The organism is Prevotella amnii DSM 23384 = JCM 14753 (genome assembly GCF_000378745.1).
Lineage (GTDB): Bacteria > Bacteroidota > Bacteroidia > Bacteroidales > Bacteroidaceae > Prevotella > Prevotella amnii.
In genome coordinates, this window is the sequence record NZ_KB905290.1 from 1 (window position 1) to 25,196 (window position 25,196).

Annotated in this window: 23 protein-coding genes and 2 pseudogenes; 11 read left to right on the plus strand and 14 right to left on the minus strand. The window is 40.1% G+C overall.

Translation table 11 applies throughout. The annotated features are described in order from the left end of the window. Window positions 1–671: pseudogene (locus tag F596_RS0107940) on the minus strand (VapE domain-containing protein); the annotation flags it as partial. Window positions 672–1,048: 377 nt separating this feature from the next. On the opposite strand from F596_RS0107940, the gene F596_RS11560 reads away from it, so the two are divergent. Together F596_RS11560 and F596_RS0107945 are read left to right on the plus strand one after the other, a co-directional pair. Continuing rightward, entirely contained in the window at window positions 1,049–1,351 is a 303-nt protein-coding gene (locus tag F596_RS11560) for a helix-turn-helix domain-containing protein (protein ID WP_081618439.1), read from the plus strand. Window positions 1,352–1,363: 12 nt separating this feature from the next. Beyond that, window positions 1,364–1,654, plus strand: a complete 291-nt coding sequence (locus tag F596_RS0107945; protein WP_019036532.1) for a helix-turn-helix domain-containing protein — start codon at window positions 1,364–1,366, stop codon at window positions 1,652–1,654. A 277-nt stretch (window positions 1,655–1,931) separates the two neighbouring features. On the opposite strand, the gene F596_RS12275 is transcribed toward F596_RS0107945, so the two are convergent. From F596_RS12275 to F596_RS0107955, 3 genes and pseudogenes are all read right to left on the minus strand, one after another. Beyond that, on the minus strand, window positions 1,932–2,231 hold the full coding sequence (locus tag F596_RS12275) for a response regulator transcription factor (protein WP_009012343.1): 300 nt from the start codon (window positions 2,229–2,231) through the stop codon (window positions 1,932–1,934). Window positions 2,232–2,344: 113 nt separating this feature from the next. Then, a pseudogene (locus tag F596_RS12165) lies at window positions 2,345–2,530 on the minus strand (hypothetical protein). Window positions 2,531–2,542: 12 nt separating this feature from the next. Next, a complete protein-coding gene (locus F596_RS0107955) occupies window positions 2,543–3,829 on the minus strand; it encodes an IS1380-like element ISBf12 family transposase (RefSeq protein WP_008449762.1) in 1,287 nt (428 codons plus the stop codon). 334 nt (window positions 3,830–4,163) lie between these two features. On the opposite strand from F596_RS0107955, the gene F596_RS11570 reads away from it, so the two are divergent. Next, complete coding sequence (locus F596_RS11570; protein ID WP_008449745.1) at window positions 4,164–5,300, plus strand: ISAzo13 family transposase; 1,137 nt, start codon at window positions 4,164–4,166, stop codon at window positions 5,298–5,300. 167 nt (window positions 5,301–5,467) lie between these two features. Here the strand turns inward: F596_RS11570 and F596_RS0107965 are convergent, their stop codons facing one another. From F596_RS0107965 to F596_RS0108010, 9 genes are all read right to left on the minus strand, one after another. Then, a complete protein-coding gene (locus F596_RS0107965) occupies window positions 5,468–7,633 on the minus strand; it encodes a TonB-dependent receptor (protein WP_009012969.1) in 2,166 nt (721 codons plus the stop codon). A gap of 65 nt (window positions 7,634–7,698) precedes the next feature. Beyond that, on the minus strand, window positions 7,699–8,481 hold the full coding sequence (locus F596_RS0107970) for a tetratricopeptide repeat protein (protein WP_008449717.1): 783 nt from the start codon (window positions 8,479–8,481) through the stop codon (window positions 7,699–7,701). 45 nt (window positions 8,482–8,526) lie between these two features. Continuing rightward, window positions 8,527–8,979, minus strand: coding sequence for a hypothetical protein (locus F596_RS0107975; protein ID WP_230586368.1), 453 nt, complete (start codon window positions 8,977–8,979; stop codon window positions 8,527–8,529). 77 nt (window positions 8,980–9,056) lie between these two features. Next, window positions 9,057–9,779: an ABC transporter permease gene (locus F596_RS0107980; protein ID WP_008449671.1), complete on the minus strand. Its 723-nt coding sequence runs from the start codon at window positions 9,777–9,779 to the stop codon at window positions 9,057–9,059. 147 nt (window positions 9,780–9,926) lie between these two features. Further along, entirely contained in the window at window positions 9,927–10,799 is an 873-nt protein-coding gene (locus tag F596_RS0107985) for an ABC transporter ATP-binding protein (RefSeq protein WP_008449715.1), read from the minus strand. Further along, a complete protein-coding gene (locus tag F596_RS0107990; RefSeq protein WP_009012966.1) occupies window positions 10,777–11,661 on the minus strand; it encodes a SagB/ThcOx family dehydrogenase in 885 nt (294 codons plus the stop codon). The genes F596_RS0107985 and F596_RS0107990 overlap by 23 nt, the downstream gene beginning before the upstream one ends. Before the next feature lie 4 nt (window positions 11,662–11,665). Continuing rightward, complete coding sequence (locus F596_RS0107995) at window positions 11,666–12,961, minus strand: YcaO-like family protein (RefSeq protein WP_009012965.1); 1,296 nt, start codon at window positions 12,959–12,961, stop codon at window positions 11,666–11,668. Window positions 12,962–12,973: 12 nt separating this feature from the next. Then, window positions 12,974–13,933: a TOMM precursor leader peptide-binding protein gene (locus tag F596_RS0108000; RefSeq protein ID WP_008449695.1), complete on the minus strand. Its 960-nt coding sequence runs from the start codon at window positions 13,931–13,933 to the stop codon at window positions 12,974–12,976. Between the two features lie 732 nt (window positions 13,934–14,665). After that, complete coding sequence (locus tag F596_RS0108010; RefSeq protein ID WP_019036535.1) at window positions 14,666–15,091, minus strand: hypothetical protein; 426 nt, start codon at window positions 15,089–15,091, stop codon at window positions 14,666–14,668. 206 nt (window positions 15,092–15,297) lie between these two features. On the opposite strand from F596_RS0108010, the gene F596_RS0108015 reads away from it, so the two are divergent. The 5 genes from F596_RS0108015 to F596_RS0108035 all read left to right on the plus strand — a co-directional run bounded on the left by F596_RS0108015 (window position 15,298) and on the right by F596_RS0108035 (window position 21,876). Continuing rightward, entirely contained in the window at window positions 15,298–15,477 is a 180-nt protein-coding gene (locus F596_RS0108015) for a hypothetical protein (RefSeq protein ID WP_009012962.1), read from the plus strand. A gap of 152 nt (window positions 15,478–15,629) precedes the next feature. Continuing rightward, window positions 15,630–16,907, plus strand: a complete 1,278-nt coding sequence (locus F596_RS0108020) for a radical SAM/SPASM domain-containing protein (protein WP_008449654.1) — start codon at window positions 15,630–15,632, stop codon at window positions 16,905–16,907. Window positions 16,908–16,915: 8 nt separating this feature from the next. Then, the gene (locus F596_RS0108025) at window positions 16,916–19,189 is read left to right on the plus strand and encodes a TonB-dependent receptor (RefSeq protein ID WP_009012961.1); all 2,274 of its coding nucleotides are present in this window, start codon (window positions 16,916–16,918) and stop codon (window positions 19,187–19,189) included. Continuing rightward, window positions 19,190–21,379: a peptidase domain-containing ABC transporter gene (locus F596_RS0108030; RefSeq protein WP_008449702.1), complete on the plus strand. Its 2,190-nt coding sequence runs from the start codon at window positions 19,190–19,192 to the stop codon at window positions 21,377–21,379. A gap of 17 nt (window positions 21,380–21,396) precedes the next feature. Beyond that, the gene (locus F596_RS0108035; protein WP_008449756.1) at window positions 21,397–21,876 is read left to right on the plus strand and encodes a hypothetical protein; all 480 of its coding nucleotides are present in this window, start codon (window positions 21,397–21,399) and stop codon (window positions 21,874–21,876) included. 174 nt (window positions 21,877–22,050) lie between these two features. Here F596_RS0108035 and F596_RS0108040 read toward each other — a convergent pair whose 3' ends face one another. Next, window positions 22,051–22,467, minus strand: a complete 417-nt coding sequence (locus F596_RS0108040) for a hypothetical protein (RefSeq protein WP_009012960.1) — start codon at window positions 22,465–22,467, stop codon at window positions 22,051–22,053. Between the two features lie 458 nt (window positions 22,468–22,925). On the opposite strand from F596_RS0108040, the gene F596_RS0108045 reads away from it, so the two are divergent. The 3 genes from F596_RS0108045 to F596_RS0108055 all read left to right on the plus strand — a co-directional run bounded on the left by F596_RS0108045 (window position 22,926) and on the right by F596_RS0108055 (window position 25,144). Continuing rightward, complete coding sequence (locus F596_RS0108045) at window positions 22,926–24,158, plus strand: site-specific integrase (RefSeq protein WP_026302383.1); 1,233 nt, start codon at window positions 22,926–22,928, stop codon at window positions 24,156–24,158. Between the two features lie 27 nt (window positions 24,159–24,185). Further along, window positions 24,186–24,653, plus strand: coding sequence for a DUF1896 domain-containing protein (locus F596_RS0108050; RefSeq protein ID WP_019036538.1), 468 nt, complete (start codon window positions 24,186–24,188; stop codon window positions 24,651–24,653). Window positions 24,654–24,793: 140 nt separating this feature from the next. After that, a complete protein-coding gene (locus tag F596_RS0108055; RefSeq protein ID WP_019036539.1) occupies window positions 24,794–25,144 on the plus strand; it encodes a hypothetical protein in 351 nt (116 codons plus the stop codon). Window positions 25,145–25,196 lie beyond the last annotated feature (52 nt).

Here is a 25,196-nt window from a genome sequence, read left to right on the forward strand (position 1 = left end):
TCGCCCGTCAGCACAAGGCTGGTGTGGTTACGGCACTCACGGTCGTCCATTGCATTGGCGACCACTGCCACGAGCCACTTGGTGAGATATGGTAGCCATTTTTCATGATTGCGCACCACAACGCAACTTGCCAAGTCAGGAATGGCTTTCAGTGAAAGGGAAGAAATATCACAACAGCAATTGTTTTCATTATTGCCACTACTGTCATGATTACAACTATCGCTATTGCCACTATTATTACCACAGATATTACCAATATCCCTCAAGGGCAATCCCTTGAAATACTCCTGTATAGGGTTGATACGTGGCGAAAAGCTGCTCTCTATAATGGAATAGAGGTTGTTGGAAGATGTGATAATCCCCACATCGTTGTCAAGTTCCCTGCGGAGCGTGTTGATTTCATAGCGACCCACTTTTGAGAAGTGAGCATCTTCCTTGCTTCGGTATTCGGTTCGCCCCAACACCGTGTTGTACCTAAACTCATAATAAGAGGAGAAATAGGTTTCTATCTCACCATTTTTGGAGGAAGTCTTCCTTTGCTTGGGCGTATTATTTTCATCCACTGAATTGCCTTTATCTGCGTTCCTTTTCATTATATGCTTGGTTTGGTTTCCGAGAGTGAAGTTATGAAGAGAACTGGAAAGTTCCAAGCATTCGGAGAGTGCTTGCATAATGTTGCGCAAATTGGCAATGAATTTCTCACGGATTTCTGACAGGAAACTGTCGGGAAACAAGGATTTAAGCCCCAAACAAGAGGACAAGTGTGTAAAGGATGCAAGAAAGGCAGGTGCTAATTTGCTACAATACGCATCGTATTGCGTCGGCTAAAAGGATATGATAAAATGGAGTAAAGAGACAAAGAAAGAGAGCGACAATCCTTTTGTCCTTTCATTGTTTTTCCCTCTATTTCCCTACTGTTCCCTTGTGCTTTGAAGTATGACAAACTCATCCTACTTTTGCAGGCAGAAACGTGCGGTGAAACGCAGAACAGGCAAAGATATTGTCAATAACAATAAGACAGAATTACAAACAAAATAACAATAAAACTATGGGATATTTTATCATTACGGATTCAAATTGGGCGAGGCTGAGGAATGAGATACTCTGTCTTGCTGAAACCTGCCACAAGGCATTTGGGGAACAGAGCAGGCACACCGATTGGCTGCACAACGGCGATGTATGCAAGTTGCTTAATATCAGTAAGCGCACATTGCAGCATTATCGTGATACAGGCGTGCTGTCATTCTCCCAAATCGGACACAAGTGCTACTACAAGCGTGAGGACGTGGAGCGGCTGTTGCAGACTAAATCGGAGAAGACAAAAACAGACAGAATAAAGAATAACAAATAAGACAAGGGTATTATGGAATCAGTAAAGGACTTGAATATGGAAGCGGATGATATGCAGGTGGTGCTGTCCGCACTTGAAGGAGTGAACAGACGGATAAAGGAAGTGGCACAGACACACAAACCGCTGTTTGAAGGAGAGCATTTCCTGACGGGCAAGGAGGTGTGTGAGCGGCTGTATATCAGCCCACGTACCTTGCAAGACTATCGGGACAGGAGGATTATTCCTTACACACAGTTTGCAGGGAAGATACTTTATAAGGAGTCGGATTTGGAAAAAATGTTGGAGGAGAATTATAAGAGGTAACGAAACCTCTGCAAAAGTCCGTAAAAAGAAGAATAAAGTGAATATAACTTACTGATAATCAATCATAGTTTTTCTTCTAAAAATAGTTTTGCAGAGGTCTCGGTAACAGGTATATTGCAAGTAGCTATTCAGCGACAAAGGACATAAAACAATATTAATAATCAAATAGTTACTTGTAATTACTAGACATTTCAATCCGTATATCTTCAGTAGAAAATCCAACAAAACCACTTTTCGATATCAACTTTTGCCTGATACGATATTTTGGAGATAGTACTCAAATTAGATTATAATCCTCTACATATTGTATGGCCTCAGTAATATTGCTAACTCCAAGTTTTTTGAATATGTTTGTTCTGTGAGTCTTGATTGTAGTTATCGAAACAGAGAGATACTCTGCGATGTTCGCTATGCTTTTACCATTTGCACTTTGCCCAATAATAACTTTTTCCATATTAGTTAAATGTGAATTATTGGTTTGCACCCATTTATCGTTTCTCAATTCAAAATGATAGTCAACCCCAGATAACTTAACCAAGGCGTTCCCTATTTGTTTTCTTGTTGAATACGTTAACATACAAATTCCTAGTGTAATATGTTTGTTACTGTCAATTAAGTAATGATTAAAAAATAACTTGGTACATTTTCAGGCCAAAGACATCGGCATTGAACAATGTATTCAATTCGATATTAGCAGTTCTCATATATTTTATTTAACCTCAAATCCGCAACTAAGCCCTTGAAGGTTCTTATTGCGTTTACACGTCCTCTCATTACTGAATTTGCAGATAATTTGAACTTGAAGCACCCACTTCTGCCTACAATATCCCCTTACCCCACAATGTGACTTGAGGCAATACACAATATCATTCCCATAAGTTGTAGGCACTATCCAAAATCAGTCTGGAAAACATCTGCGTAAGCATAATTACAGGTATAGATATTCAGCACATACCGCCTTGATGTCTTGATCCACTTGGCTGGTACAGAGATAAACCTGAAGACAAACGCTTTTATGCGACTTGTTACATTGAGTCCGAACTTCTTTACGTCAAGTCTTTGAATAATGGCCTTGTAAAAGTTACGGATAAGTGCTGTAAGAAGAAGGAACACTGTGTTCTCTGCCATGAAGGATTTGGGCAATCTGTCCCACCCGAAACCATTGTTCATATCATCGAAGATACGTTCCTTTTCTCCACGAGGGTTATAGAACTCGACAATTTCTCTTACGGAAGAATCATAGTCGTTAGTCAGGATACAACGGTATGTGTATTCTCCTTCCCAAAAATCCTGCACACCATCCATCCGTTTCTGTCTTTGAATCACAAGTCGATATGCCTTACCTTTCCACTTCTCAACAAGGATAGAGTTCAATTCAAACTCAATGCCATTGATTTCTTCAGTTTTCCAGCCTTTGAGAGCAAAGGTGTCATTGTAGATCGAACTGCAGCGGTTAGCACGGATATAGAAGGACTTGCAGTGTTTTTCTATTTCCTCCACGATTTCCTCGGAACATGATCCACAATCAGCTCTGAAGCGATTGATAATGAGCCCATTCTGTTCAAATCTCTCAAAGAACCTCTTCAGCGTGTCCTTCTGATGGAAACGAACATTTGTGTTACCATCGCTATTCTCTATACCGACTATCAAATCGCCAATAACCGCCACGCCAGGGCGATAACCAAGGAACTTCTTGTATGTAGGCTTTGCATCATACTTCTCTGTCTCTATGAACTGATGGTCGAAATCAACATCATACATCTCACCCTCTTTCAGTTGGCCAGATGCAAATATACAATTGAGCAATAAAGTATTGAGAGTGTCAGCCGTATTGAAATCGTAGGTCTTGCCCATATCTGATGTGTATGAAATGTTTTCTTGCGTCAACTCCTTTATCGCCCTGAGGATAGTATCAGAGCTACAAGTGCGAAGTGTCGGATGAAGTGAGAGGTGGTTCATCAAATGAGTAGTGACATCCTCAATACATGAACCGCCACAGAAGTAGATACTCATGAGAGAACGGATGATTTCGCTGTACTGATAACCGAACGATCTACACCTTAGACCGAGGGTTGAGTCGATGACAGATGATAATGTGGAGTCAAATTGCTCCATGATTGAAAATAATCCCCCAAAAGGAGTGAGTCTCTCAGATTTAATTTGTATCTTCGCCATGTCTATCGTTGGATTCTCTTGTTTTTTTTTGCAACACTAAGATAAGTGAAAATTCTGACATGGCAAAATCCTGAGCAACTTTTTGTTGCTCAGGTACTTAAAAAGTTTAATTTATAATAGTGTTGCGGAATTAAGGTTTAATTAACTGATACGTAATGATATACGTTGTTGTTTAATTCTTTGTTGTCGTTTATTTTTTGTATCTTTGCCCTTGCGCAGGGCGCAGGTGGAAGCATACAAGAGAAGACATAGCGAGTGCGACAAATCAGGGAGTTTCCCAGAAGTCGCCAATCTGGACGAACGCCAACGCAGGTTGTTCTGTGCCCACAAGGCGATGGAACTTGGAACGCACGGCGTGAGTCTGGTCTGCAAAACATATCATGTCACCAGAAATACAGTGTATAGAGGTATTCACGAGCTTGAGAGCGGGGACACAATTGCTGCCGGACACATAAGGAAGAAAGGTGGAGGCAGAAAGAGTATTCTCAGTGTTCATCCCGAGTATATCGACATCTTCCGGGAGATTACGGAAGATGCCATAGGCGGCTTGCCGCAAGATGAGAGCGTACGCATGCTTTTCTATTCGCCTGGCATCATAAGAGACAAGATGGAGGTGGATTACGGAATAAGCATAAGCTATCACACCCTCAAACAAATCATATCCAAAGAGGGATTCAAGAAACGCACTCCGAAGAAGTGTACCTCGATGGCAGAGTGCAATAAAAGAAACGAACAGTTCGAGAAAATCTCCGCAATGAGAAGCATGTGTGAAGAAAATCACATACCCGTCTTCAGTATAGACACGAAGAAGAAAGAGTTGGTCGGCCCATTCAGAAGAGGCGGACAGGTATACTGCGACAGGTCGCCGCGATGCAGGGACCATGACTTCCCCTCCTTTGCAAGCGGCAAAATCATTCCCTATGGCATCTACGATGTTCAAAAGAATACTGGATACATGAGCTTCGGAATAAGCCATGACACAGCCGGGTTCTTCTGCGACAACTTCAAGTACTACTGGTATCGTGTGCTCCAAGACATCTATCCACATGCAACTGCCATCATGTTGCTCTGTGACGGTGGAGGTTCCAACAGCAGTTCCAGCAGGCTTTTCAAGCAAGAGCTGATCAAACTTTCCGAAGACCTCCATATTGACATAATAGTGGCGCACTATCCCCCGTACACGTCGAAGTGGAACCCCATTGAACACAGGCTTTTCTCTCAAATCACCAGAGTATGGAGTGGTATTTCCTTCGAGAGCGTTGAGCAGGCATGCGAACTTGCCGCAGAGGCCAGAACGAAATCCGGCCTTTGTGTCTTCACCAACATCAACAGAAAGAAGTACGACACTTCTCGTTGTGTGGATAGCAATTATGATGATGTCTGTCAACGGCATATTACCTTTGATGAAGAGCTACCGAAATGGAACTACAAGGTTTCATGGAGAGACAAAAAATACCAAGTTATTTTTTAAACGTTACTAAGTAATGATTAAAAAATAACTTGGTACATTTTCGGAGCCGAGGCATCGGTCTTGAGCAGTGTATTCAATTGATGAAAAACTCCAGAAATGGAACTATATGGTTTCATGGAGAGAGAGAAAAAAATACCAAGTTATTTTTTTATCATTACTAAATGGTTTTAAAAACGAAGTTGCATTCCCGTGTAGATGGAACGTCTGTTATAGTGTCTGTATCCTGTTATCGTAGAATAGTCTTCGCTGAACATTATGGCGCTTTCATTCTTGATGTCAAAGATGTTGTTGACAGTCAGAAAGAATATTAAATTGGATGATTTTAAGGTCAGCACTTTGTTGTAAGAGAAGTCAACGCTGCAATATCCTGAATATTGTTTCACATTATAATCGCCATATAAAGGTTTGTATGCCCCTGTTTCATTTATCTCGGCATTTATTATCGGGCTATAATAAAGCCCGGGCCGGGTTAAGCAAGACAGTGAGACAGTGCCTGCTTTCTTATGATAGTAAGAAATAAACGCTTTTATTAAATAGTCCATCCGGTTGTACGAGTTATACCATTTGCCCCCATTTCTGAATTTGGAATAGAGATAAGTGTATGCAAGTGAACCTGTCAAATTTTCGTATTTCTTACTCATACTGATTTCCGCTCCCCATATTTTTCTTAATAATCTTTCGGAAGTATCTGTTTCAGAAAAGTTTTCCTTCAGATTTTCTTTCTTATGATATGTAGCCAACCGGAGATTGAAATCATTTCTCGAAAATGAATACTCCAATGAATACTGCCTCGTTGATATGGAGGAAAACTCCTGTGTGTTGTAATATGGGGTTGCATATCCGTTATACTTCCCTAAAGAGGCCAATATAGAATTATAATTATTGAATGAATATTTTATGTTCGTTTGATAAGACCAATATCCGGATTGTTCCTTGACAGGTATATTTTTTCTGATTCCTACACCTAAAGTTAATTCGTTAAAGATCTGCACTCTGTTATACAGATAAAATTCGAGGTTGTTGTTTGATATACTGTTTTCAAAATAATAACTTGGGTTTTCAGGTTTTACCGCAAAATAATACTTTGGAAACCGGCTCCGGTAATTTTGCTTGGTATATTCATGTGAAAAACCGGATTGTAAATTCCATGACGGAGTGAAATAATATTTGAAATCGAAGTTACTGTATACATAGCAGTTCTTTTGCTTGGATAAAATATTGCCAAATTTAAAGTCCTCGTTTGAAAAGTCTGTGCCATTGTTTATTGAGATAAATCCTTTGCCCAATTTGTATTTGAAATTCAGAATATTGAAATTTCGTCTTTTACCTGCATCCACTGTCCCTGAAAAAGTATAAGAATAATCATTAGCCAGATACTTTTCATTAATAAAATAGGAATAAAGATTGATGCTTAACCTTTTGGTTAATTCTGTATGAAAATTCAAACCGGTATCTTCTGATGAAAATTTATTAATATCCTTATTATTTGCATTGACCCATAAATAAGGTTTAGAAAATTGATAATTTCCATATATCTGAAGAAAACTTTTTTTATTAATGGGCTGAGAGTGGAGGAAACCGATATTTGCAAGTGATAGAGAGAGAGCCGTTTCGCTTGCTGACAACTTCTTTATTGTGCCTATCTCTACCAGGCCCGCAGTTGCATTGCTGTAGACCAATGGGGGATTACTGGCATAGACGTTTTGCTCTTCTATCATTTCTGTATTGAACAGACTGAAATTTCCGATTCCATTTATCTGGGAATTGCGTACGGGTTTATATACCGGTACTTCATTTAACATCACTCTTGACATATCGCCGGCACTTCCTCTCAATTCGACATTGGCACTTTCTGATACATTGGTGGATGCAGGAAGGACAGTGACCATTTTCAATGCGTCACCGGCAGAAGAAGGGGTATTATAAATATCAAATTTAGAAACTTCTTTTATTGAGAATTCTCTTGATAAAGATGGATTAGCCATAATCACTACTTCTACAAGCATCTGTTGATCTTCTTCCATAACGATTGATATCTCTTTGCTTGTATCTAAGTGCACTGTTGGAATGATTTTGGTTTTCAGACCTAAAAAAGAGATGATCAACGTATCATTGTTGAAACTATGGCTTTGACACCGGAGAATAAAATATCCATTTATATCAGAAATGGTTCCCTTATCAGGTTCTTTTTTCAGATAGACATTGGCCGCCAATATAGGTTCACCTTTCTTATCTGTTATTTTTCCCTGTATATTCGCATCCTGCGCATATATATATGATGACCTGATTAAAAACAGGAGAAACAAACTGAATAAATGGAAGTCTATTCTCATGTTCGATCGGATATTTAGCTATTTATAAATCGTTTGATTTTATCTTACCTATGTAGGTGGAGGGTTTATTTATTGATTATTTTTTTGTACTCACCAATAAAGTAACTGTTCGGGTATTCTTTTTCCGCCATTTGTACATATTTCCTGGCTTCGTTCATTTTTTTGTTCTGGATGTAATATCGGATTAATAGTTCGAAAGCATATTCTCTTCCCCAAGTAGGCAGATATGGGTTTTTTATGCTTTTAGGCACTGTTGAAATAGCTTTTTTCAAATAATACTCCACTTTTTTCCCACCACCGAAACTCGCGGGTGTATAGAAATCATTGCTGCCCAGAACGTACCATCCTCTCAGATTCGTTGAATCAAGCTTCAAAGCTTTCTCTGCATTTCTTGTGATTTTAGATGAAAGGACTCCGGCGGCCATTCCTGAAGTGAATTGTATATAAAAACTTTGGGTCAGAGCCAGCAATGCATAATCTTCCGAGTTCTTGTTATTCATTTTTTCCAGAGTTATATATGCCTCTTTGATAGCTTTTTTGCTTTTGTCTTTATCTCCCAGCTTTGCATAAAAGACGCTTTTATAATAATTGACGTAAGATTTCCAATAAAGTACGATGTTATTTTGACTTTTCAGTTTATTTAGCTTTTGGGAAATACTGTCAAGAGGAGAAACGGAATTCCGGGCGAAACAGTTGTTCATGGCTGTCTCGATTTTGTCTTGGATGCCATTTAATATATTCTCTGGAGTTCCGACAGAAGAATTACGGTTCATACCGGTTGCATGCGTACTTGTAGTGATAGTTGCAATGGCAAAGAAAGTAACAAACAAAACGATAAACTTTTTCATATTTTTTCTTTTTAACGAGTTGATAAATTAAAGATATATGTCAATTCACAGGATGATAGAAGGTAAAAGGTGAGGTGATAATAGAGCAATCACCACAAATACCCAGCCTACGAACTGCAAATACCATATATTGCTATACATATATTTTTGAATAATAAATGAACGGTTAGCCTCTATTTCTTTGTAAGTTAATTTGTTACCTACTTTGAGTTGTAATTTTAACCATTTCATGTATTTGTAATAGCAAAATAATTTTGTGTAATCCGAGAAGAATGGATTCGTTTCGAAAATCAGTTGAGTGGCGAATGCCATATAAACCGGATAAGGGACTTTGAACATACTTCCGTAAATCATTAGCATAACGAATAAGAACCATGTCATAGCATTGCCGCTTATCAGGAATAAAAAATTCTTTTTATTAGACACTTGTGCGTTGATGACAGAAACATAAATATGAGGCAGAGGTTTCCAAGTGCCCCCTATTTTGTCTATTTTCATATTTACGGCCTTTGCTGTCAATACATGAGCCAGTTCGTGGAGCATCATCAGGATAATGAAAGTAATTATAAATGTGATCATTGTTTACTCCTTTTTACTTGAAATCTTTTGAAACAAAAATAGAAAGCTATCATGAAAGCCGCGGCCCACAAAGCCAAATACAATGTATAGGTATAATCACCTCTGAGAACTTTCAACACGGGCGTAATCGGGGAGAATTCCACAATGCCTTCGAATACGGGATTTATTTCTGTCATCGGATAAAATGTGTCACTTAAAAATATCAGTCCAAAATAGATGATGTTGATTAATCCTTTTTCGCTTTCAGCTTTCATGTTGGTGAAAGAGAGCAGTAAGCCCAAGAAAGAAAACTCTATTAATCCCAATATTGATCCTGACAGTATGGAAAGGTATTGCGGCACGTTTAATGTCACGCCAAATATGGCTCTACCTAATATAAACAGTATTACAAAAGAAAACAGGATGTAAATCATCCGGCTGAATACCAAACTGATAATATGAGTAATGATGTTGTAAGGCATTACTTTTATGAACTTCATGACTCCTGATGTGTAATACTGTTTGATAACCCCGCCAATAGCGAATAATCCGTCACTGGCTATGGTCATAGCGCAAATTCCCGTCAGCAAGAATACACAATATTCTTTGTTGTTGATTCCCCATATACTGGAAAATATAAGGAAAATAAATGCCGGAAATATCACCGTAAAAAATACGGCTTGCTTGATTCTCATGGAAGAAAGCAATTGATAATAGATTGAAGCTATGAGTACTTTCATCTTTCTGATTTTGTTAAGTAATGATTAAAAAATAACTTGGTACATTTTCGGAGCCGAGGCATCGGTCTTGAGCAGTGTATTCAATTGATGAAAAACTCCAGAAATGGAACTATATGGTTTCATGGAGAGAGAGAAAAAAATACCAAGTTATTTTTTTATCATTACTAAAATTTGATATATATCCTCTAACTCAACAGGCATAAGTGAAAAATTGTAGGTTCGGGTCTGAACCTTTTGTAATGTTTTGGTATCTTCTCTCTTCAAGTATATTTTGAGGAATTTATCATCTGGGATGACCAATACATTTTCATCATTTTCAAAAGGATCAGTGCCGGACAGTTCTTTAGAGATGACAATCTTTTGCTGATATGCCGACTCATTTATCAATTCCTGCGGGCTCAATGCTTTCGAGATAATTTTCCCTTCGTAGATAAAATAGATTTTGGTTGCATATTTTCCGGCTTCTTCCCAAAGATGTGTCGTGAACAGGACACCCCGGTTTTTGCTTTTGAAAATATTCCTCCAGATAACCTCCCTTATCATCGGATCGAGATCGGCGGTCGGTTCATCCAGAATCAACAATGACGGGTTATGTAATACGGACAAAAAAATGGCAACCCTTTTTCTTTCCCCTTTTGAAAGTTGATAAAAGAACCTATTCTTTATCTTATCTAATTCAAGGAAATCGTAGATGTCTCGTGGCAATTCCGATATGTTATAGATTCTTCGAGTGAATCCGATTATTTCTTTGACTTTTAACATGGGGAAAATAACCGGATTATCCCAAAGCACACCAATATTCTGTTTGTTCTGGTCGAAGTTGCCTTTTCCGAAAAATGCGAAATTGCCGGATGAACATTTCATCATATTACACAACAACTCAATGAATGTTGTCTTTCCGGAACCGTTCTGTCCTAATAGAGCTACAATTTCTCCAGGATTAACTTCCAGCGATACATTGCGCAGGATGGAAGTACCCTGAATCGAAAAAGAAATATTATTTGCTTGTAACATTGTCATCTTGAACCTCCTTGTTTTTTCCAATTACAATCACATTTTGCACAGTTTCAAAGGTTCCGTCAGCAGAGAGGATCTGGTTGATGTTGTCATCAACGTAGCTTCCCAGAACGCAAGAGCCAAGTTCGAGAAATTCGGCGAGTAACGAGATGTTCTGAGTTAAAAATCCAACTTCCTGAAGTATAAATCGGTAGCCTCTGTCGCCATATTTGATAAGTACTCTCTCAAAGAAGGACGTGATGAAGAACACGCAACTACAATGTTGCAAATCCACGAAAGGTTCTGCTACGAGATTTTCTCTTAAATATTCCATATAATCTTCTTCTTTGATGAATTCGAGAACTGACTTATTGGGGCTATAATGGTAAATTCCTTTAGGCAATACACTTGTATTCAAATATACGTATAATTCAAGTGGATATAAGGCACCTGCAGATGGAACCGTTCTGAATCGTAACGTAGCTTCTGATTCTTTATTAAAGTCTTCTCCGCTAATTCCATAGCTATAATGGCAGAGTAGCGCCAGCTCGTTGAGCGAAATGGAGTAAGGAGAATAGGCTCTTCCGGAACGGCGCTTAGCAAGGATATTGAATAGATTGGTTTTTTCACTACCAGGCATCTCTTTGAGATAAGGTTTCAAATCATACTCTTTGCTGGTGGGAAACACTTTATATGGTTGGCACGAGCGTTGGTGGACGTATTTATTGGAGAAACTTTGGATACTTTCAACTTGTTTGCGAATCAGAAACTTATCAAATTTCACATTCTCGTTAAAAATCAAAGCCAACGATTCACCAAAATTTTTAGCTCCATATAGTCCTGAATCTAAGCTTGCTATTAATGCTTTTGATTTTATTGTTTTCATATTATTAAGGGAATGGATGTGGATATACATTTAATTCTTCAAAAGGATAGCATTTGTAGCCTAGTTCCTGCGGTATCGTATATAGTCTTTTTCCGCCCAGGAAATAAAAGGAATACGCACCACCCATTTGTATTAATTGAGGAACGATAACCCTCAGACAATAGAAGCCTGCCTGATTTACATCAGGAGTCGTGATGTCTTTTACTAATACATTGTAACCTTTGGACTTCAGTACGCTGGTAATGTGCCGGATGTTCTCTTTGGTTGAGCGTGCAGACTCTTCAAGAAAATCAATCTTTCTGGTCGGCTTTGTTTCCGTCCAGATTTTGAAGACCTCGCACAGTTCTGGTTTTTTTATATATAGTATAGAATGGTCTTCGAAATCCAGTAATGTATGAAAGTTTTCAGAAGGCTGCCAATTCTTTTTCTCTCCTAACAAATATCTGAAATAGCTGACGCTTTGCCCCATTTCGAGAATAACTTTCTTCAATGCTTCGCCATAGGTGTCTCTTGTCGCAGTGCCTACGGCTACAAATTTACCATATTCGGCTTCACCGAAACAGATACCATAAACTGTCGGAATACCTAAATCGTAAGTTATATCCATAAAATGCCACTCGTAGCTTGCTGGAAAACGCTCATGGATAAAATGGCTGATATCCTCGTCTATAATAATTTTTGGAGCGCTTATTTTCTGCCACCAAGTGAGAGAAAACGAATCTCTTTCAATGACTTCATGTAATGCAACCAGCAAAGCCTTGTCCCAATTCGTATGTGCTGCCAAGCCTGTTGATGTACTTACATTTATCCATTGCTTTTCACATGACCAGGGAAGATAGATGCATGCTCCGGGAACCCAGGTTTCTTTCCCATTAGTAATATCCATGCATTTATCCCAATGTAATTCGATATTCTCGTCGAACCGATGGAGAGGATAATTTTCCTGGGCATATTGCTTCTCATGGAACAAGGCATATTCCGAGGGCGGTATAGCGTGTACTTTTAGATTTTTATAAGAACTTAGGATCATATTCTCTTTATTGTAGAATACGGGGCAATACCTTTCTACCGTTTCACCTAAAGTTCCCATAAATGACTTTTGCAGATCAAAGTTACATCCGCTACTTCTTCCTTCATACTTTTCTGCTCCGAAAGCCAGAGTGTTGCTGGGCCAAATACCAAAGCTTACAAGTTTAGGATCGTAATTGAGCCTGGGTAATTTGGATACATGATTTACGATTCCAAACTGATTGGAAATCAGCATTGTACCTTTAATCAGAGAGTTGTTGACTGCATCCATTGTTTTTTTATGTTAAAGAGTTACTGATTCGAGCCACGGAGCCGGATTATAATCCAATGCTGGTTTACATACATGACAAATCGGAGCTTTTATAAAAGTATGCTTTTCTACTTCATAATTGGACGGATTTATCAATATACAACACTTCCAAGTTTCCGGGGGATACCAGGCATAAAGAAACTTCAGCATATCTGCAATTACAATAGCGGAAGCCATATCCTTTACTACCGGTTGGATATTCAAGTCTGGTTTTGCTGATGCTTTCTCTGTTTCAAGGTATTTAACGTAAGAGTCATTGAAGTTGATGAATTCGTCATTGCTCCTTATTCTATTTTTGTAACAATCATAACATCCTGTGTATTTGCCGTGGAAAATCGGCCCAATACTGAATTTTCCAGAGAAAGTCAGTCCTTCAATCAATAACCATGGTTTGCTGTGTTTCAATGCCTTCTCGTTGATAATGTGCATTTTGTACGGATTCCAAGTCAAAGAATCAACAATGATAAAATCGCTGTTACAGAGGATTGACTCAATTGTTTCATCCGACAATTCATCTATTGAGTAGATAACAAAATGTTCTATGTTATATTCGGATGATTTCTCTTTCACTTGGTTGCCAAAATCTGTATTGCCAATATAAGCAATCTTCATTTCTGAAACCGGTTTGTGATTGACTTCATTATATATATCAGAAATAACAGTGGCACCTTCTGCTTCGAAATTCAGTTCATCTAGAATTCCACATTCTTGTAACTCTTTTACTACATCCAAAAGTTTGTTATAGTCAGCCTTATTTAATAGTTTTTGGATTGTTGAAAAAGATATTTTATCCCGTGTATCGTACAATCTGATCAAGTCTTTAAAAATCAGTTCTTTTTCGGAATCTGTAAATTCTATGGTTGTTGTATCTGTTTTGGTTCTTACTTGATACAGTTTATTGTCATTATCGAAGAATATATCAAATTGTTTCATTGTTTTTTAATTTAATGGGTAAAATCGAAACCAGCTATCTTCCGCTTCTTCCTTTCGTGATGAATCGAAAGATAGTCTGGCTTCAAAAACAGACTTGTTGATTTTTGATAGTTGTTTGAATAACTGCTAAAATCTCATTCTGCGTAACAGATAAATGTGAATAATCGTACCATAAACTAATAATCGTAGTATATGTGTGTGATTTCACAACAACCTCGTTTTTAATGATTTAGAGAATAGCTGACTCAAAACGAGCTACACTCATTTGGCTACTATTAGGCTACAGCAGCCTGTTCCATGGATGCACTGGAGGAGAAAAGTGACCAGCAGCAGCAACATGAATTGCAATTACAGCAACAACCTGAAGCAACAACTTTAGCTGCATAATTTGTGTGGCTTAGTAGTTTTTTCGTTTTCATAATTGTATTATTTTAAAGAAACCTACTCGTAAGCTTTTCGGTATCCGCTCCTGTTTACACAGCCAGGACTGTTTCATATATTTCATTTACAAAATACACATATATAATGTGTGGCAAATATATGGAAATTCTTCGAGATATGCAAGGATTTCTCAAAAAAATAAGCGCCACAGCTTGTTTTTAGTAATGATTAAAAAATAACTTGGTACATTTTCGGAGCCGAGGCATCGGTCTTGAGCAGTGTATTCAATTGATGAAAAACTCCAGAAATGGAACTATATGGTTTCATGGAGAGAGAGAAAAAAATACCAAGTTATTTTTTTATCATTACTAAACAAGGGGTCAACGAGGCATGTATCATTTGCTTACATAAAGAGGTATTTATTGAAAAGTCAAAATGCAAGACAGAGGACTCTATACGGGCATAGTTTTTTTGTAACGCGAAATACGATTTAAGAATATTGCTCAAATAGCTTAACTGCCTTTCATCAAGTATATTATCAATTCTTCCTCCGTTATCTCTAAATCTTTTTTGTTGTAGAGTTGAAAAAATAGATGGTGATATATATAGAAAAGTATATTGACAGAAATCAATCAGAACTATTTTTCCATATCCAAGCCTATCAGTAGCTTGGGCACTTTTTATATAAGGAGAATAATCACTGGTGGCTTGACTCCGGATACTCTGTGTGTTGTCGTCTGCCTCTTTTAACCCTTTTAAAATATCGAAAATCGTCATTCTATGGAGTTTTTTACGTGTTCACGTTTTTTGACTATATAATGTTACATGAAAGATTATATATTATCATACAAAAGTATGATTTTGCAAGGAAACCTGCAAGAAAACATCGAAATTATTTGAACTCAACTATATATTTTTCTAATTTTGACGACAAAAGAATGCAATGCCTGAAGCAGTAAGAAGGCGATTAAATGTTACATTAAATGAAAAACCAAAAACTTTTTTCAGTTGAGGAATTATCCTTAATGGAGTCGCTTGAAGTCAAGGGTGGAGCTTCTGAAATGGCAGCCTCTCAGACAGGATGTTCTAACAATGTTGCCGGATGCGGATGTGATGTTATTATTGTGACAGATCAATCTCAACCGGGGGTACAACATGCTTAATGAACAGTTCTACATCATTTCAACGTGTACCTGAAGGTATTTCGTGGTAGATGATAATGAAACTTCAACACTTTAAGAGCCATATCGTTCATTACCATACTTGATATGGCTCTTTTATTTTTTTACGGGATGTTAATTAAGTATTGTAATATATGAAAGCAAGTAATTATAACTATATAATATACCAAAATAACCAATCTTATTGGTACAATGGGCTTGAACACACTTATTTTAAGCTTCCCAAGGATTTAGGGTTAAAAATAGAGAGGCTACTCACAGACAAAGAAAGAATTGAGTTCATCCCTAAAGTTCTAAAAGACAAGCTATCAGCAAGTGGTTTCATTGTGCCGGATAATACTGATGAGCTTTCAATAATTAGGAAAAGATATTGTGATTCAGTAAACAAGAAGAACTATCTGTTAATCATTCTACCAACCTTGGATTGCAACTTTAAATGTTGGTATTGCATACAAAATCATATACCTTCAAGAATGTCGAAGAGTACAATGGAGAATGTGATGACACACATCAAATATATGATTGATGTACAGAATATAGAATCACTTCAAATCGAATGGTTTGGTGGTGAACCGTTAATGTACTTAAAACAAATTATAAAGCCAATATGTGAATTCGCACAAAAAGAATGTGAGAAAAAAGGTGTAAAATATTCAACAACAGCTACATCAAATGGTTACTTCATTTTCCCCAAAAACATTCCATTAATTCAAAAACTTGGCATGACGCGGTTTCATATTACATTAGATGGACCCAAACAGAACCATGATAAAGTAAAATATCAGAAAGGTTGTGATTCTGCATTCGATCATGTTCTAAACAACATCAACCAATTGCTCAGCAATACAAAGGCTGTTAATATTCTATTGAGAATTAACTATACTGACGAGAATCTAAATTATGAAATAGTAGATCAAATCAACCATCACATTACAATGGCTAATCGGGGAAGAATAACGATTACCCCCAAAAAAGTATGGCAAGAAAAGGTAAGGAAAGATAGATATAAAGACATCGGAGAACTTCTTAATTTATTTGAACAATCTGGTTATAACACAATACGTCTGGACGTTATCACAAACTTCGTTCCATGTTACGCTAGTCGTAAGTATTATAATGCCATTAATTTTAATGGTGATGTTATAAAATGTACGGCATGCAATGATTTGTATGAGAACAAAACTCATGGCATTATTCAAAACGATGGTTCTATTTCTTGGAACATGGATTTTATCAGAAAATATGAGGTGAAATCCTTTGAGAATAAACGGTGCTTACAATGCAAACAACTTCCAATTTGTATGGGGGTGTGTCCAAGGGATAATGAATATGTAAATGCGTGTAAATTCGATGGAATGGATATCAATTTGGAAGATTCGATGGTAAATTACATTGATTCAATGTGTAAATAATTTATATTATGGTGGCAAGAATTTTCACAACGTTATGGTTTGCCTTTGTAGTCTCGTTGATAAGCAGCAACGCACAGAACAGGATATACGGTACGGTGACCGATCCGTCTGGCTGTCCATTAGCCGGCGTTGACTGCGTATTGGCCAGCTTATCTGACACGGCAGCCATTGCTCACACGTTGACGGATTCAAAAGGAACCTTCAGTTTGAATGTAGACGAAGACGGACAGTTCCTGTTGAAATTCTCTTGTTTAGGGTATCGGCCACAACAGCTAACGTGCAAGCGTGGCGATGTCGGAGTGGTCAAGCTGACAGAAAGCATACAGAACCTTTCAGAGGTCACTGTGTCGGCTCAAGGGCTAAGAAGCTTCGGCAACGCAGACATCATCCTGTTAGACAGGCGTGCCAGACAGATGGGAAACAACGCTTTGGAGGCCATCAGTAGCCTGCCGCAATTCAGACTTTCAACAAACAGCGGTGAACTGCTGACGGCAGATGGTAAAATTGTCTTGGTGCTGATTGATGGAATCAGGAGGTCGGTACGTGAACTGATGCTGCTCAAAGCCGACGAAATAAAGACCCTGCACTACTATTCCAATCCGCCTGCAAGGTTTGCGCATGAGAAGATAGGTGCTGTATTAGATGTAGCGACTAAGCGCACCAACAAAAGGCACTATTCACTATATCTCGACACCAAAAACAGTATCACCACAGGATATGGTACCAACTTGATTTCCACCAGTTATAGCGATTCGCTCAACAAGGTGTCTGCGGCATATTTTCTGGACTACAGACATCTTGACCGGAACACCATGGAAAACCGTTATGTCTATCCGGATGTGACGAACGATTACAAGGGTCTGTCGGGTAAATACACTGGTACCTACCACATAGGACAATTATTCTATCAGCGTTTCCAAAACAGCAACCTTTTCAATATCACTTTAGAATATCGTAAGTTTCCGGCTACCCAGCAATACAGTCAACAGCTCTTGCGGACGGGTACATTGGAAGATGCCAACCACAGAAGGCTTCAAAGTGACTTTTCATCCATATCGGCCAACATCTACTTCGGACACACCTTCCGTAAAGGCAACAGTCTGTCGGTCAATGTGGTGAACACTTATTTCAAATCCAATTCGAACAATAATCTAACAAACACCTCGGGAACGGGAACGTTTACCAACGTCGTCGACAACAAGTCTTACTCGCTAATAGCAGAAGCACTTTATACTGACAAACTGTGGCAGGGAAATATACAGATAGGAGCCTACTATCAATACAAAAACCTGCGTCAGACAGACGGGGCATCCAATTTGTCGACAGTGAATACGCAAAAGGAATACCTATACGCCGACTACACCAATCAATGGGGGGCATTGTCCTACAACCTGGGAATCGGTGTGGAGAACAACCGATATAGAACTGCGACGAAGGCAATAGCCAACTACATCCTTATGCGGCCTTCTGTTTCTCTTAATTACCAGCTGCACAAACACAGTTCGCTACGCCTGACGTCGTCCATAGCATCTGCGGTTCCTAACGTCGGTCAGCTCACAGATAGTCGTACCGTCGTGGATGAACGATTCTATCTACAAGGCAACAGCAGTCTGAAGCCCTACCATTTCTACCGCACCGAACTTAGCTTCCAGTATGCGTCGGCCAATAATATCTGGTTTGTCAAACCTTCCGTCAGCCATGCCTACTATCCCAGCAAGAATATGACAGTTGTTTCCGCTGACGGTTCGGACTTCGTGAACCAGATTGTGGGCATCCGCCATGTCAACGAGTATGGCGCATCGCTTGTTCTGAGTTGCAGACCTTTCTCCTGGCTAACTTTGCAGCCTTACTATAACTATCTGTCTTCCAAATACAATACGCCTAATCAGCGTGTCAACCACAATCTGAACAATGTCGGAATCTCTTGTCAGGTGGTGGCAGGCAAGTGGCAGTTCATTACCAACCACAATCTACCGATGACCACTGTTGAAGGTGATGTCTTTGAGAAGATTGGGTATAATGCGAACGCATCCCTTACCTATAAATTAGGTGCAATCACCGTGGGTGCCATGTTCATTTACAATCCCGATCCTTCCAGGATTTATGCGGACACTCCTTCATTCCATTTCGTAGAAAAGACCCGATGGGGTAATTTCAAAAATCTTGTGGCACTGACTTTCGTCTATTCTTTGTCAAAAGGCAATTCACGAAGGCATCTGGGTAAAAACATTAATAATAGAGACAACGACTCCGGTCTTACCAAATACAACACAGCAAAATAAATGTCCTTTTATTTTTATAGGCAACATGACGCCATGCAGTGTGGGATTGCCTGCATGGCTATGGTCTGTAAGTATTATGGTAGAAAGTGTTCATTTGAAACTCTATCAAATACCTGTACTATAACCAATGAGGGTGTTTCAATGCAGGCTTTAAAACAATTGGCAGAAGCCTTAGGTTTTGATGTGCTATGTGGAAAAGCAAGCTTGTATCAAATAAAAGACATAAATTATCCTTGCTTACTCCATTGGAACCAAAATCATTTTGTTGTACTATACAAAGTTAAAAAGAACGGATTCTACATTGCAGACCCTGCAAAAGGGCATGTAAAATACGACCTCGAAGTATTTAAGAAGCATTGGGTCAGCACTCAATCGGACGGTGAGGAGAAAGGAATAGTCATGTTCTTGGAACCCACACCAGCATTTTATGAAAAGCAGATGGAGGAACAGCCAACAGAGGAACGCTCGTTCAGATTCCTCTTTGGCTACATCAAGCAATATCGCAAGTACTTCGGGCAGATTGTCTTAGGTTTGCTCGTGGGCAGTTTGTTACAGCTTATTCTGCCTTTCCTCACCCAGTCTATCGTGGATGTGGGCATCAAAAACCAGAATATCGGTTTTATATGGCTGATACTCTTAGGACAACTGATGCTTACCGTGAGCCGTACTGCCATCGACTTTATTCGCCGTTGGCTGTTGCTGCACATCTCGCTGCGCATCAACATCTCATTGGTAAGCGACTTCTTCATCAAGCTCTTAAAGCTGCCGATGTCATTCTTCGATACCAAACTGATGGGCGACCTCATGCAGCGTATGGGCGACCACAGTAGGGTGAACACGTTTCTGACGCAACAGACGCTCAGTATCGTGTTCTCACTCTTCACCTTTGTGGTGTTCAGCATCGTACTGCTATCCTATAATTGGCTCGTCTTTGCCATCTTCATGCTCGGCAGTCTGCTTTATGGCGGTTGGCTTGCACTCTTCCTCAGGCGCAGAAAGGTACTTGACTACGAACTCTTTGAGCAGCAAGCCATCAACAACAACAAGACCTACGAGTTTATCACCTCCATGCAGGAGATAAAGCTCCAAGACTGCGAGCAGCGCAGACGCTGGGAATGGGAGGACGTGCAGGCAGACCTCTTTGGAGTGCAGATGAAATCGTTGAAACTCCAACAGACACAAGAGGCAGGCAGCATCTTCATCAATGAACTGAAAAACATCGTCATCACGGTGGTCGCAGCAACAGCCGTCATTCATGGACAACTCACGCTGGGTATGATGCTTGCCGTGCAGTATATCATTGGGCAACTCAACTCACCTGTCGAGCAGTTGATGAGTTTCTTCTATTCGGTGCAGGATGTAAAGATAAGCCTTGAACGTATCAATGAAATCCACCGTATGGATGATGAGAACGGAAAGCAAGGATTGGAAACAGCAGTGAAAGAAGAAAACGAAGGCATAGACCTTGAAAACGTAAACTTCAAATACGACCCTCACGCACTGAAAACTATTATAGATGATGTTAGTCTCACTATCCCCAAAGGTAAGGTAACAGCCATTGTGGGCGCATCGGGCAGCGGTAAAACAACGCTCATCAAACTCATGTTAGGCTATTACCCCGTATTGGGAGGTCAAATAACTATTGGCGGAACAGATGTAAACGCACTTAATAAGAAATGGTGGCGCAGGCAATGTGGCGTGGTGATGCAAGACGGTGTGATATTCTCCGAGAGTATAGCAAGGAACATTGCCGTAGATGACGGCGAGATTGACAAGGAGCGATTGCAGAAAGCTGCTGAAATAGCTTGTATTCATGACTATGCAATGGGACTGCCCTTAAAATACAACACTAAGATCGGTCGCGATGGCGTTGGTTTGAGTCAAGGACAGAAACAGCGTATCCTGATAGCAAGGGCAGTGTATAAGAATCCCGACTATATCTTTCTTGACGAAGCCACCAACTCGCTCGATGCCAACAATGAGCGTATGATAGTAGAACATCTTGATGAGTTCTACAAAGGCAAGACGGTGGTTATCGTGGCACACCGCCTAAGTACGGTGAAGAATGCTGATCAGATAGTGGTATTGGATAAAGGCAAGGTGGTAGAAATTGGCAACCACGAAGCACTCACAGCAAAGCGGGGTGCATACTATAACCTCGTAAAAAATCAGTTAGAATTAGGCAACTAACAGCAGAAAGGAATATTATGGCAGACAACGAGATAGAACTCCGCAGCGAGAAAGTAAGGCATATCATTGGCGAGATACCGTCAAGGATTGTCCGTTATGGTATCACGATAATCACCATTGTGATATTGGGACTATTGGTGGGCGCATATTTTATACCTTATCCCGAAACCATCAGTGCAAAGGTGCAGATGACAAATGCCCATCAAGGCACAATAACCGTTCCCTATAAATACGTGAATACGATAGCAAGAGGAATGACAGCGAACATCGAAGTTGAGGGTTACGATGCAGAAACATACGGAGTTGCAAATGGTGTAATAACAGCCACATCGCATACACCCCGACAAACGGCAGAAGGCAGCGTATTCACGGCACAGGTAAGGATAACGGATTGCAGGTATAAAATTATCAGCGGAATGGTGGGCACGGCATCTATACTTATAAGCAATGAAAGCGTGCTCCAGAGGATAGTCAAGCAAATAACAAATAGCATATAATTCCCTTTTTAACCGTAATGAAGCAGTGAAAGAAGAAAGGCAAATGTAGTTACTGCGTAGTACAATTATTTTGAGCAGCCAACTACACGTTAATCCTTTCTCTTTCACCGCTTTAACTCTTATTGTAGTAATGTAGTAAGATATAATCGGTGAAAGAAAAAGGAAATATATTCATTAGTTCTTGGTATTGCCTAACAGGAAGATTGGCGTTACAATGGCAGACTCTGTCTGCAATCTTCTACTGATGTACTTTCTGAATAAATGCGCTTCCATGCTGTCCAATAGAAAGGACAGGGCAATGATTGTTGAGAGCGGATAAAGTGATGCATAACCAACACACTCTCTACCATTGATAACTTCTTCTTGGCCTGCACCCCTTTCATCGGGATGCAAGTTGGAAGATTTTATTATCGCTTGAAGCCTATGATTGAGTTTTCTCCACGTCACACCGAAGAACCTCGCAAGTTCTCCCTCCGTCATGGCAATCTCGCCTTTACCCTTGTGGACAACCTGCATATTACTCCCCCAATCAAAGTAACTGCGATGATTGTACGTGCTATTTTTGCTCTTTGAATTATTGCTTGCTTTCATGCCGTTTCCTCCATTTTACAGGTTGCAAAATCCGAAGGTTCACAAGCCTCTCTCTCCGCTTTAGGTACTCTGAAATAAACATCAGAGGGAAACCTAAGAAAATCGTAAGTATCATAGCTACAAGTAGTTATGATACTTTTCTTTTATACCCATCCCAAATTTCAGAGTATGCACGGAGGGGGCAGAAACTCCCAAAATGCTCTAAAAAGGCTACAATCAGGCTACACATTTTCAAGGCAAAATAAAAATGTAGCCAAGAGTACATACAGAGTACATAAGGAGTATGCGTAAATTATTGCTATTCAAACAAATATGTTGAACTTTGCAGCGTGATTACAGAGGTGTTTTTGTTACCATACACCACTTCGGGCAACAATGTGTCCGACAAGCTACGGCTACAGATGGCAGGTGTTAGGACAAGACTTCTGTTCAGGCTACAACTAAAAGCAGTAAAATGTATGAAAGCAATTTTCAGAGCAGTCTTCTATCTCAGAAGCAATTATGTGAACAAGGAGGGCAAGACCCCTGTCATGCTGAGAATCTATCTCAACAACGAACGCCTTTCCATCGGCTCGACGGGCATTGCTGTCCAACAGTCCCAATGGGACAGGGAGAAGGAACGATTGAAGGGAAGGACAACTGAAGCACTTTCCACCAACCTCGAACTTGACAACATTCAGAGCGGACTCCAGACCATCTTCAAGAAAGTCGAGATGACGGACGAGGTGTCCTTGGAGCGTATCAAGTCGGAGTATCTTGGTAAGAAGGAGGATGTGGACACCCTAATGAGCCTCTTCAACAAGCACAATAGTGACGTTGCACGGCAGGTAGGCGTGTCGGTCGAAGCTGCAACCTTACAGAAATACAACGTCTGCAAGAAACACTTCTCAAATTTCCTTCGTGATAAATACGGTCGGTCTGACATCCGCCTGTCCGAACTCGGCTATATCGTGATACACGACTTCGACATTTATCTTCGAACGGTTGTCGGACAGAATCCCAACACCGCCACGAGGATGATGAAAACCTTCAAGACGATTACCATTCTGGGCAGGAAACTTGGTGTCCTGCACCATGATCCGTTCCTCAACATCCGTTTTCACATGGAACCGGTCAATCGTGGATTCCTCACAGACGAGGAAATCCTTAAAATTGCGAACAAGGATTTCGGCATCGGTCGTTTGGAACTTGTAAGGGACGTGTTCGTGTTCTCATGCTTCACGGGACTTGCGTACATAGACGTGTACAACCTCGCTCCGGAAAACATCGTCACGCTCAACGGCAAGCAGTGGATAATGACCAAGCGGCAGAAGACGAGCGTGGAGACCAACGTTCTTTTACTCGATATACCCAAGAGCATCATTGCAAAATATAGTGGCAAGACCTATCGTGACGGCAAACTTTTCCCCATGCTGACGAATCAAAAACTGAACAGTTATCTGAAGGAAATTGCCGATATTTGCGGTATCAAAAAGAACCTGACCTTCCACCTCGCCCGGCACACATTTGCCACGATGTCCCTATCCAAGGGAGTTCCCATCGAATCCGTAAGTAAGATGTTAGGACACACCAACATCAAGACAACGCAAATCTATGCCCGTATTACCAATAAGAAGATAGAACACGATATGGATGAGCTGGCTGACAAGTTGGGTACTTTCAATACGGCATTAGGCATTTCCCAAAAATAATGTATATAACCCTAAAATTTTGAATTTATGACAACGACAAAGAAAGAACTTTCCTACTTCCGTCTGAAGTTGGAAGCGTATCTCGGAGAGCATTTCCCTGAGAGAGAGAATGACAATGCGTTTATAAACGCTCGCGCAGACGAGGCATTGACGGCTTACTGCGATGCCGTGGCGCAAGGTTTCTCACATCCCGAAGCAGAGACGATGGCAAGCGAGGTGCTGTACCACAACCTACACTTCTCAAAGTATGATACCCTTGTTTCCGTACTGGAGCAGGAGTTTGAGAAGGAACTGCCAAGTCCGCTTCCCGAAAGGTTAGCACTAATTTTGCTGAACAACAAGGCAATTCAAGCGGTATTTGCCAAGTACGAACTCACGGACGACTTTGCGGCAGGTACAGAATACGACAAACTGTACACCGAACTGACCGGTACAATCGTGCTGCTCATTGAGATCAATGGTCTGCCAACGATAGGCGGTGAGAACATGGTTTGATACTTCACCATCGGGGGCTTTTGTAGTGTCAAGAGCCAAGATAAACGCTCCACTCCACACGTCAAGAGTTTTGCAAACACTTGTCTTTGTGTTGTGTGCGCATCTTGTTATCGCTCTTGAAACTATTAAAAGCCTCGATTATGAATAATACAATCATCATGAATCAAGACATTCACACACCTGCCTTCATCAAGGCAGACGCATCGAACAAAACCGATAAGAACAGGCAGCCGCCGACTTCTTCCAAGCAAGTCCGCCGCTTTGGTTGGACACGCTTCATCGAACTCGCCGTTCTGCTTTCCATCGTTATCGGTGCGATTTACCTCATCTCGAAGATAGTTACGCCGCAAGTCGTAACCGCCGTTTCGATTATTCTCGGTTTCCTGATACTACGCTTCATTGTCAAAGTTATTCTTCAAGTAACCTTTACAATCCTGCGTTGGCTGTTCTGGCTTGCCGTCATCTTGGCAATCCTGCTCTGTGTACTCTAAGGCACAAGGAAAGATATTCTTCGATTCATTCTTCTTTATGGGTGGTTATCTC

Bases quoted from the DNA above. Each gene is read 5' to 3' on its own strand.
- F596_RS11560 (WP_081618439.1), top strand. From the start codon at position 1,049: ATGGGATATTTTATCATTACGGATTCAAATTGGGCGAGGCTGAGGAAT.
- F596_RS0107945 (WP_019036532.1), top strand. From the start codon at position 1,364: ATGGAATCAGTAAAGGACTTGAATATGGAAGCGGATGATATGCAGGTG.
- F596_RS12275 (WP_009012343.1), bottom strand. From the start codon at position 2,231: ATGTTAACGTATTCAACAAGAAAACAAATAGGGAACGCCTTGGTTAAG.
- F596_RS0107955 (WP_008449762.1), bottom strand. From the start codon at position 3,829: ATGGCGAAGATACAAATTAAATCTGAGAGACTCACTCCTTTTGGGGGA.
- F596_RS11570 (WP_008449745.1), top strand. From the start codon at position 4,164: ATGGAACTTGGAACGCACGGCGTGAGTCTGGTCTGCAAAACATATCAT.
- F596_RS0107965 (WP_009012969.1), bottom strand. From the start codon at position 7,633: ATGAGAATAGACTTCCATTTATTCAGTTTGTTTCTCCTGTTTTTAATC.
- F596_RS0107970 (WP_008449717.1), bottom strand. From the start codon at position 8,481: ATGAAAAAGTTTATCGTTTTGTTTGTTACTTTCTTTGCCATTGCAACT.
- F596_RS0107975 (WP_230586368.1), bottom strand. From the start codon at position 8,979: ATGAAAATAGACAAAATAGGGGGCACTTGGAAACCTCTGCCTCATATT.
- F596_RS0107980 (WP_008449671.1), bottom strand. From the start codon at position 9,779: ATGAAAGTACTCATAGCTTCAATCTATTATCAATTGCTTTCTTCCATG.
- F596_RS0107985 (WP_008449715.1), bottom strand. From the start codon at position 10,799: ATGACAATGTTACAAGCAAATAATATTTCTTTTTCGATTCAGGGTACT.
- F596_RS0107990 (WP_009012966.1), bottom strand. From the start codon at position 11,661: ATGAAAACAATAAAATCAAAAGCATTAATAGCAAGCTTAGATTCAGGA.
- F596_RS0107995 (WP_009012965.1), bottom strand. From the start codon at position 12,961: ATGGATGCAGTCAACAACTCTCTGATTAAAGGTACAATGCTGATTTCC.
- F596_RS0108000 (WP_008449695.1), bottom strand. From the start codon at position 13,933: ATGAAACAATTTGATATATTCTTCGATAATGACAATAAACTGTATCAA.
- F596_RS0108010 (WP_019036535.1), bottom strand. From the start codon at position 15,091: ATGACGATTTTCGATATTTTAAAAGGGTTAAAAGAGGCAGACGACAAC.
- F596_RS0108015 (WP_009012962.1), top strand. From the start codon at position 15,298: ATGAAAAACCAAAAACTTTTTTCAGTTGAGGAATTATCCTTAATGGAG.
- F596_RS0108020 (WP_008449654.1), top strand. From the start codon at position 15,630: ATGAAAGCAAGTAATTATAACTATATAATATACCAAAATAACCAATCT.
- F596_RS0108025 (WP_009012961.1), top strand. From the start codon at position 16,916: ATGGTGGCAAGAATTTTCACAACGTTATGGTTTGCCTTTGTAGTCTCG.
- F596_RS0108030 (WP_008449702.1), top strand. From the start codon at position 19,190: ATGTCCTTTTATTTTTATAGGCAACATGACGCCATGCAGTGTGGGATT.
- F596_RS0108035 (WP_008449756.1), top strand. From the start codon at position 21,397: ATGGCAGACAACGAGATAGAACTCCGCAGCGAGAAAGTAAGGCATATC.
- F596_RS0108040 (WP_009012960.1), bottom strand. From the start codon at position 22,467: ATGAAAGCAAGCAATAATTCAAAGAGCAAAAATAGCACGTACAATCAT.
- F596_RS0108045 (WP_026302383.1), top strand. From the start codon at position 22,926: ATGAAAGCAATTTTCAGAGCAGTCTTCTATCTCAGAAGCAATTATGTG.
- F596_RS0108050 (WP_019036538.1), top strand. From the start codon at position 24,186: ATGACAACGACAAAGAAAGAACTTTCCTACTTCCGTCTGAAGTTGGAA.
- F596_RS0108055 (WP_019036539.1), top strand. From the start codon at position 24,794: ATGAATAATACAATCATCATGAATCAAGACATTCACACACCTGCCTTC.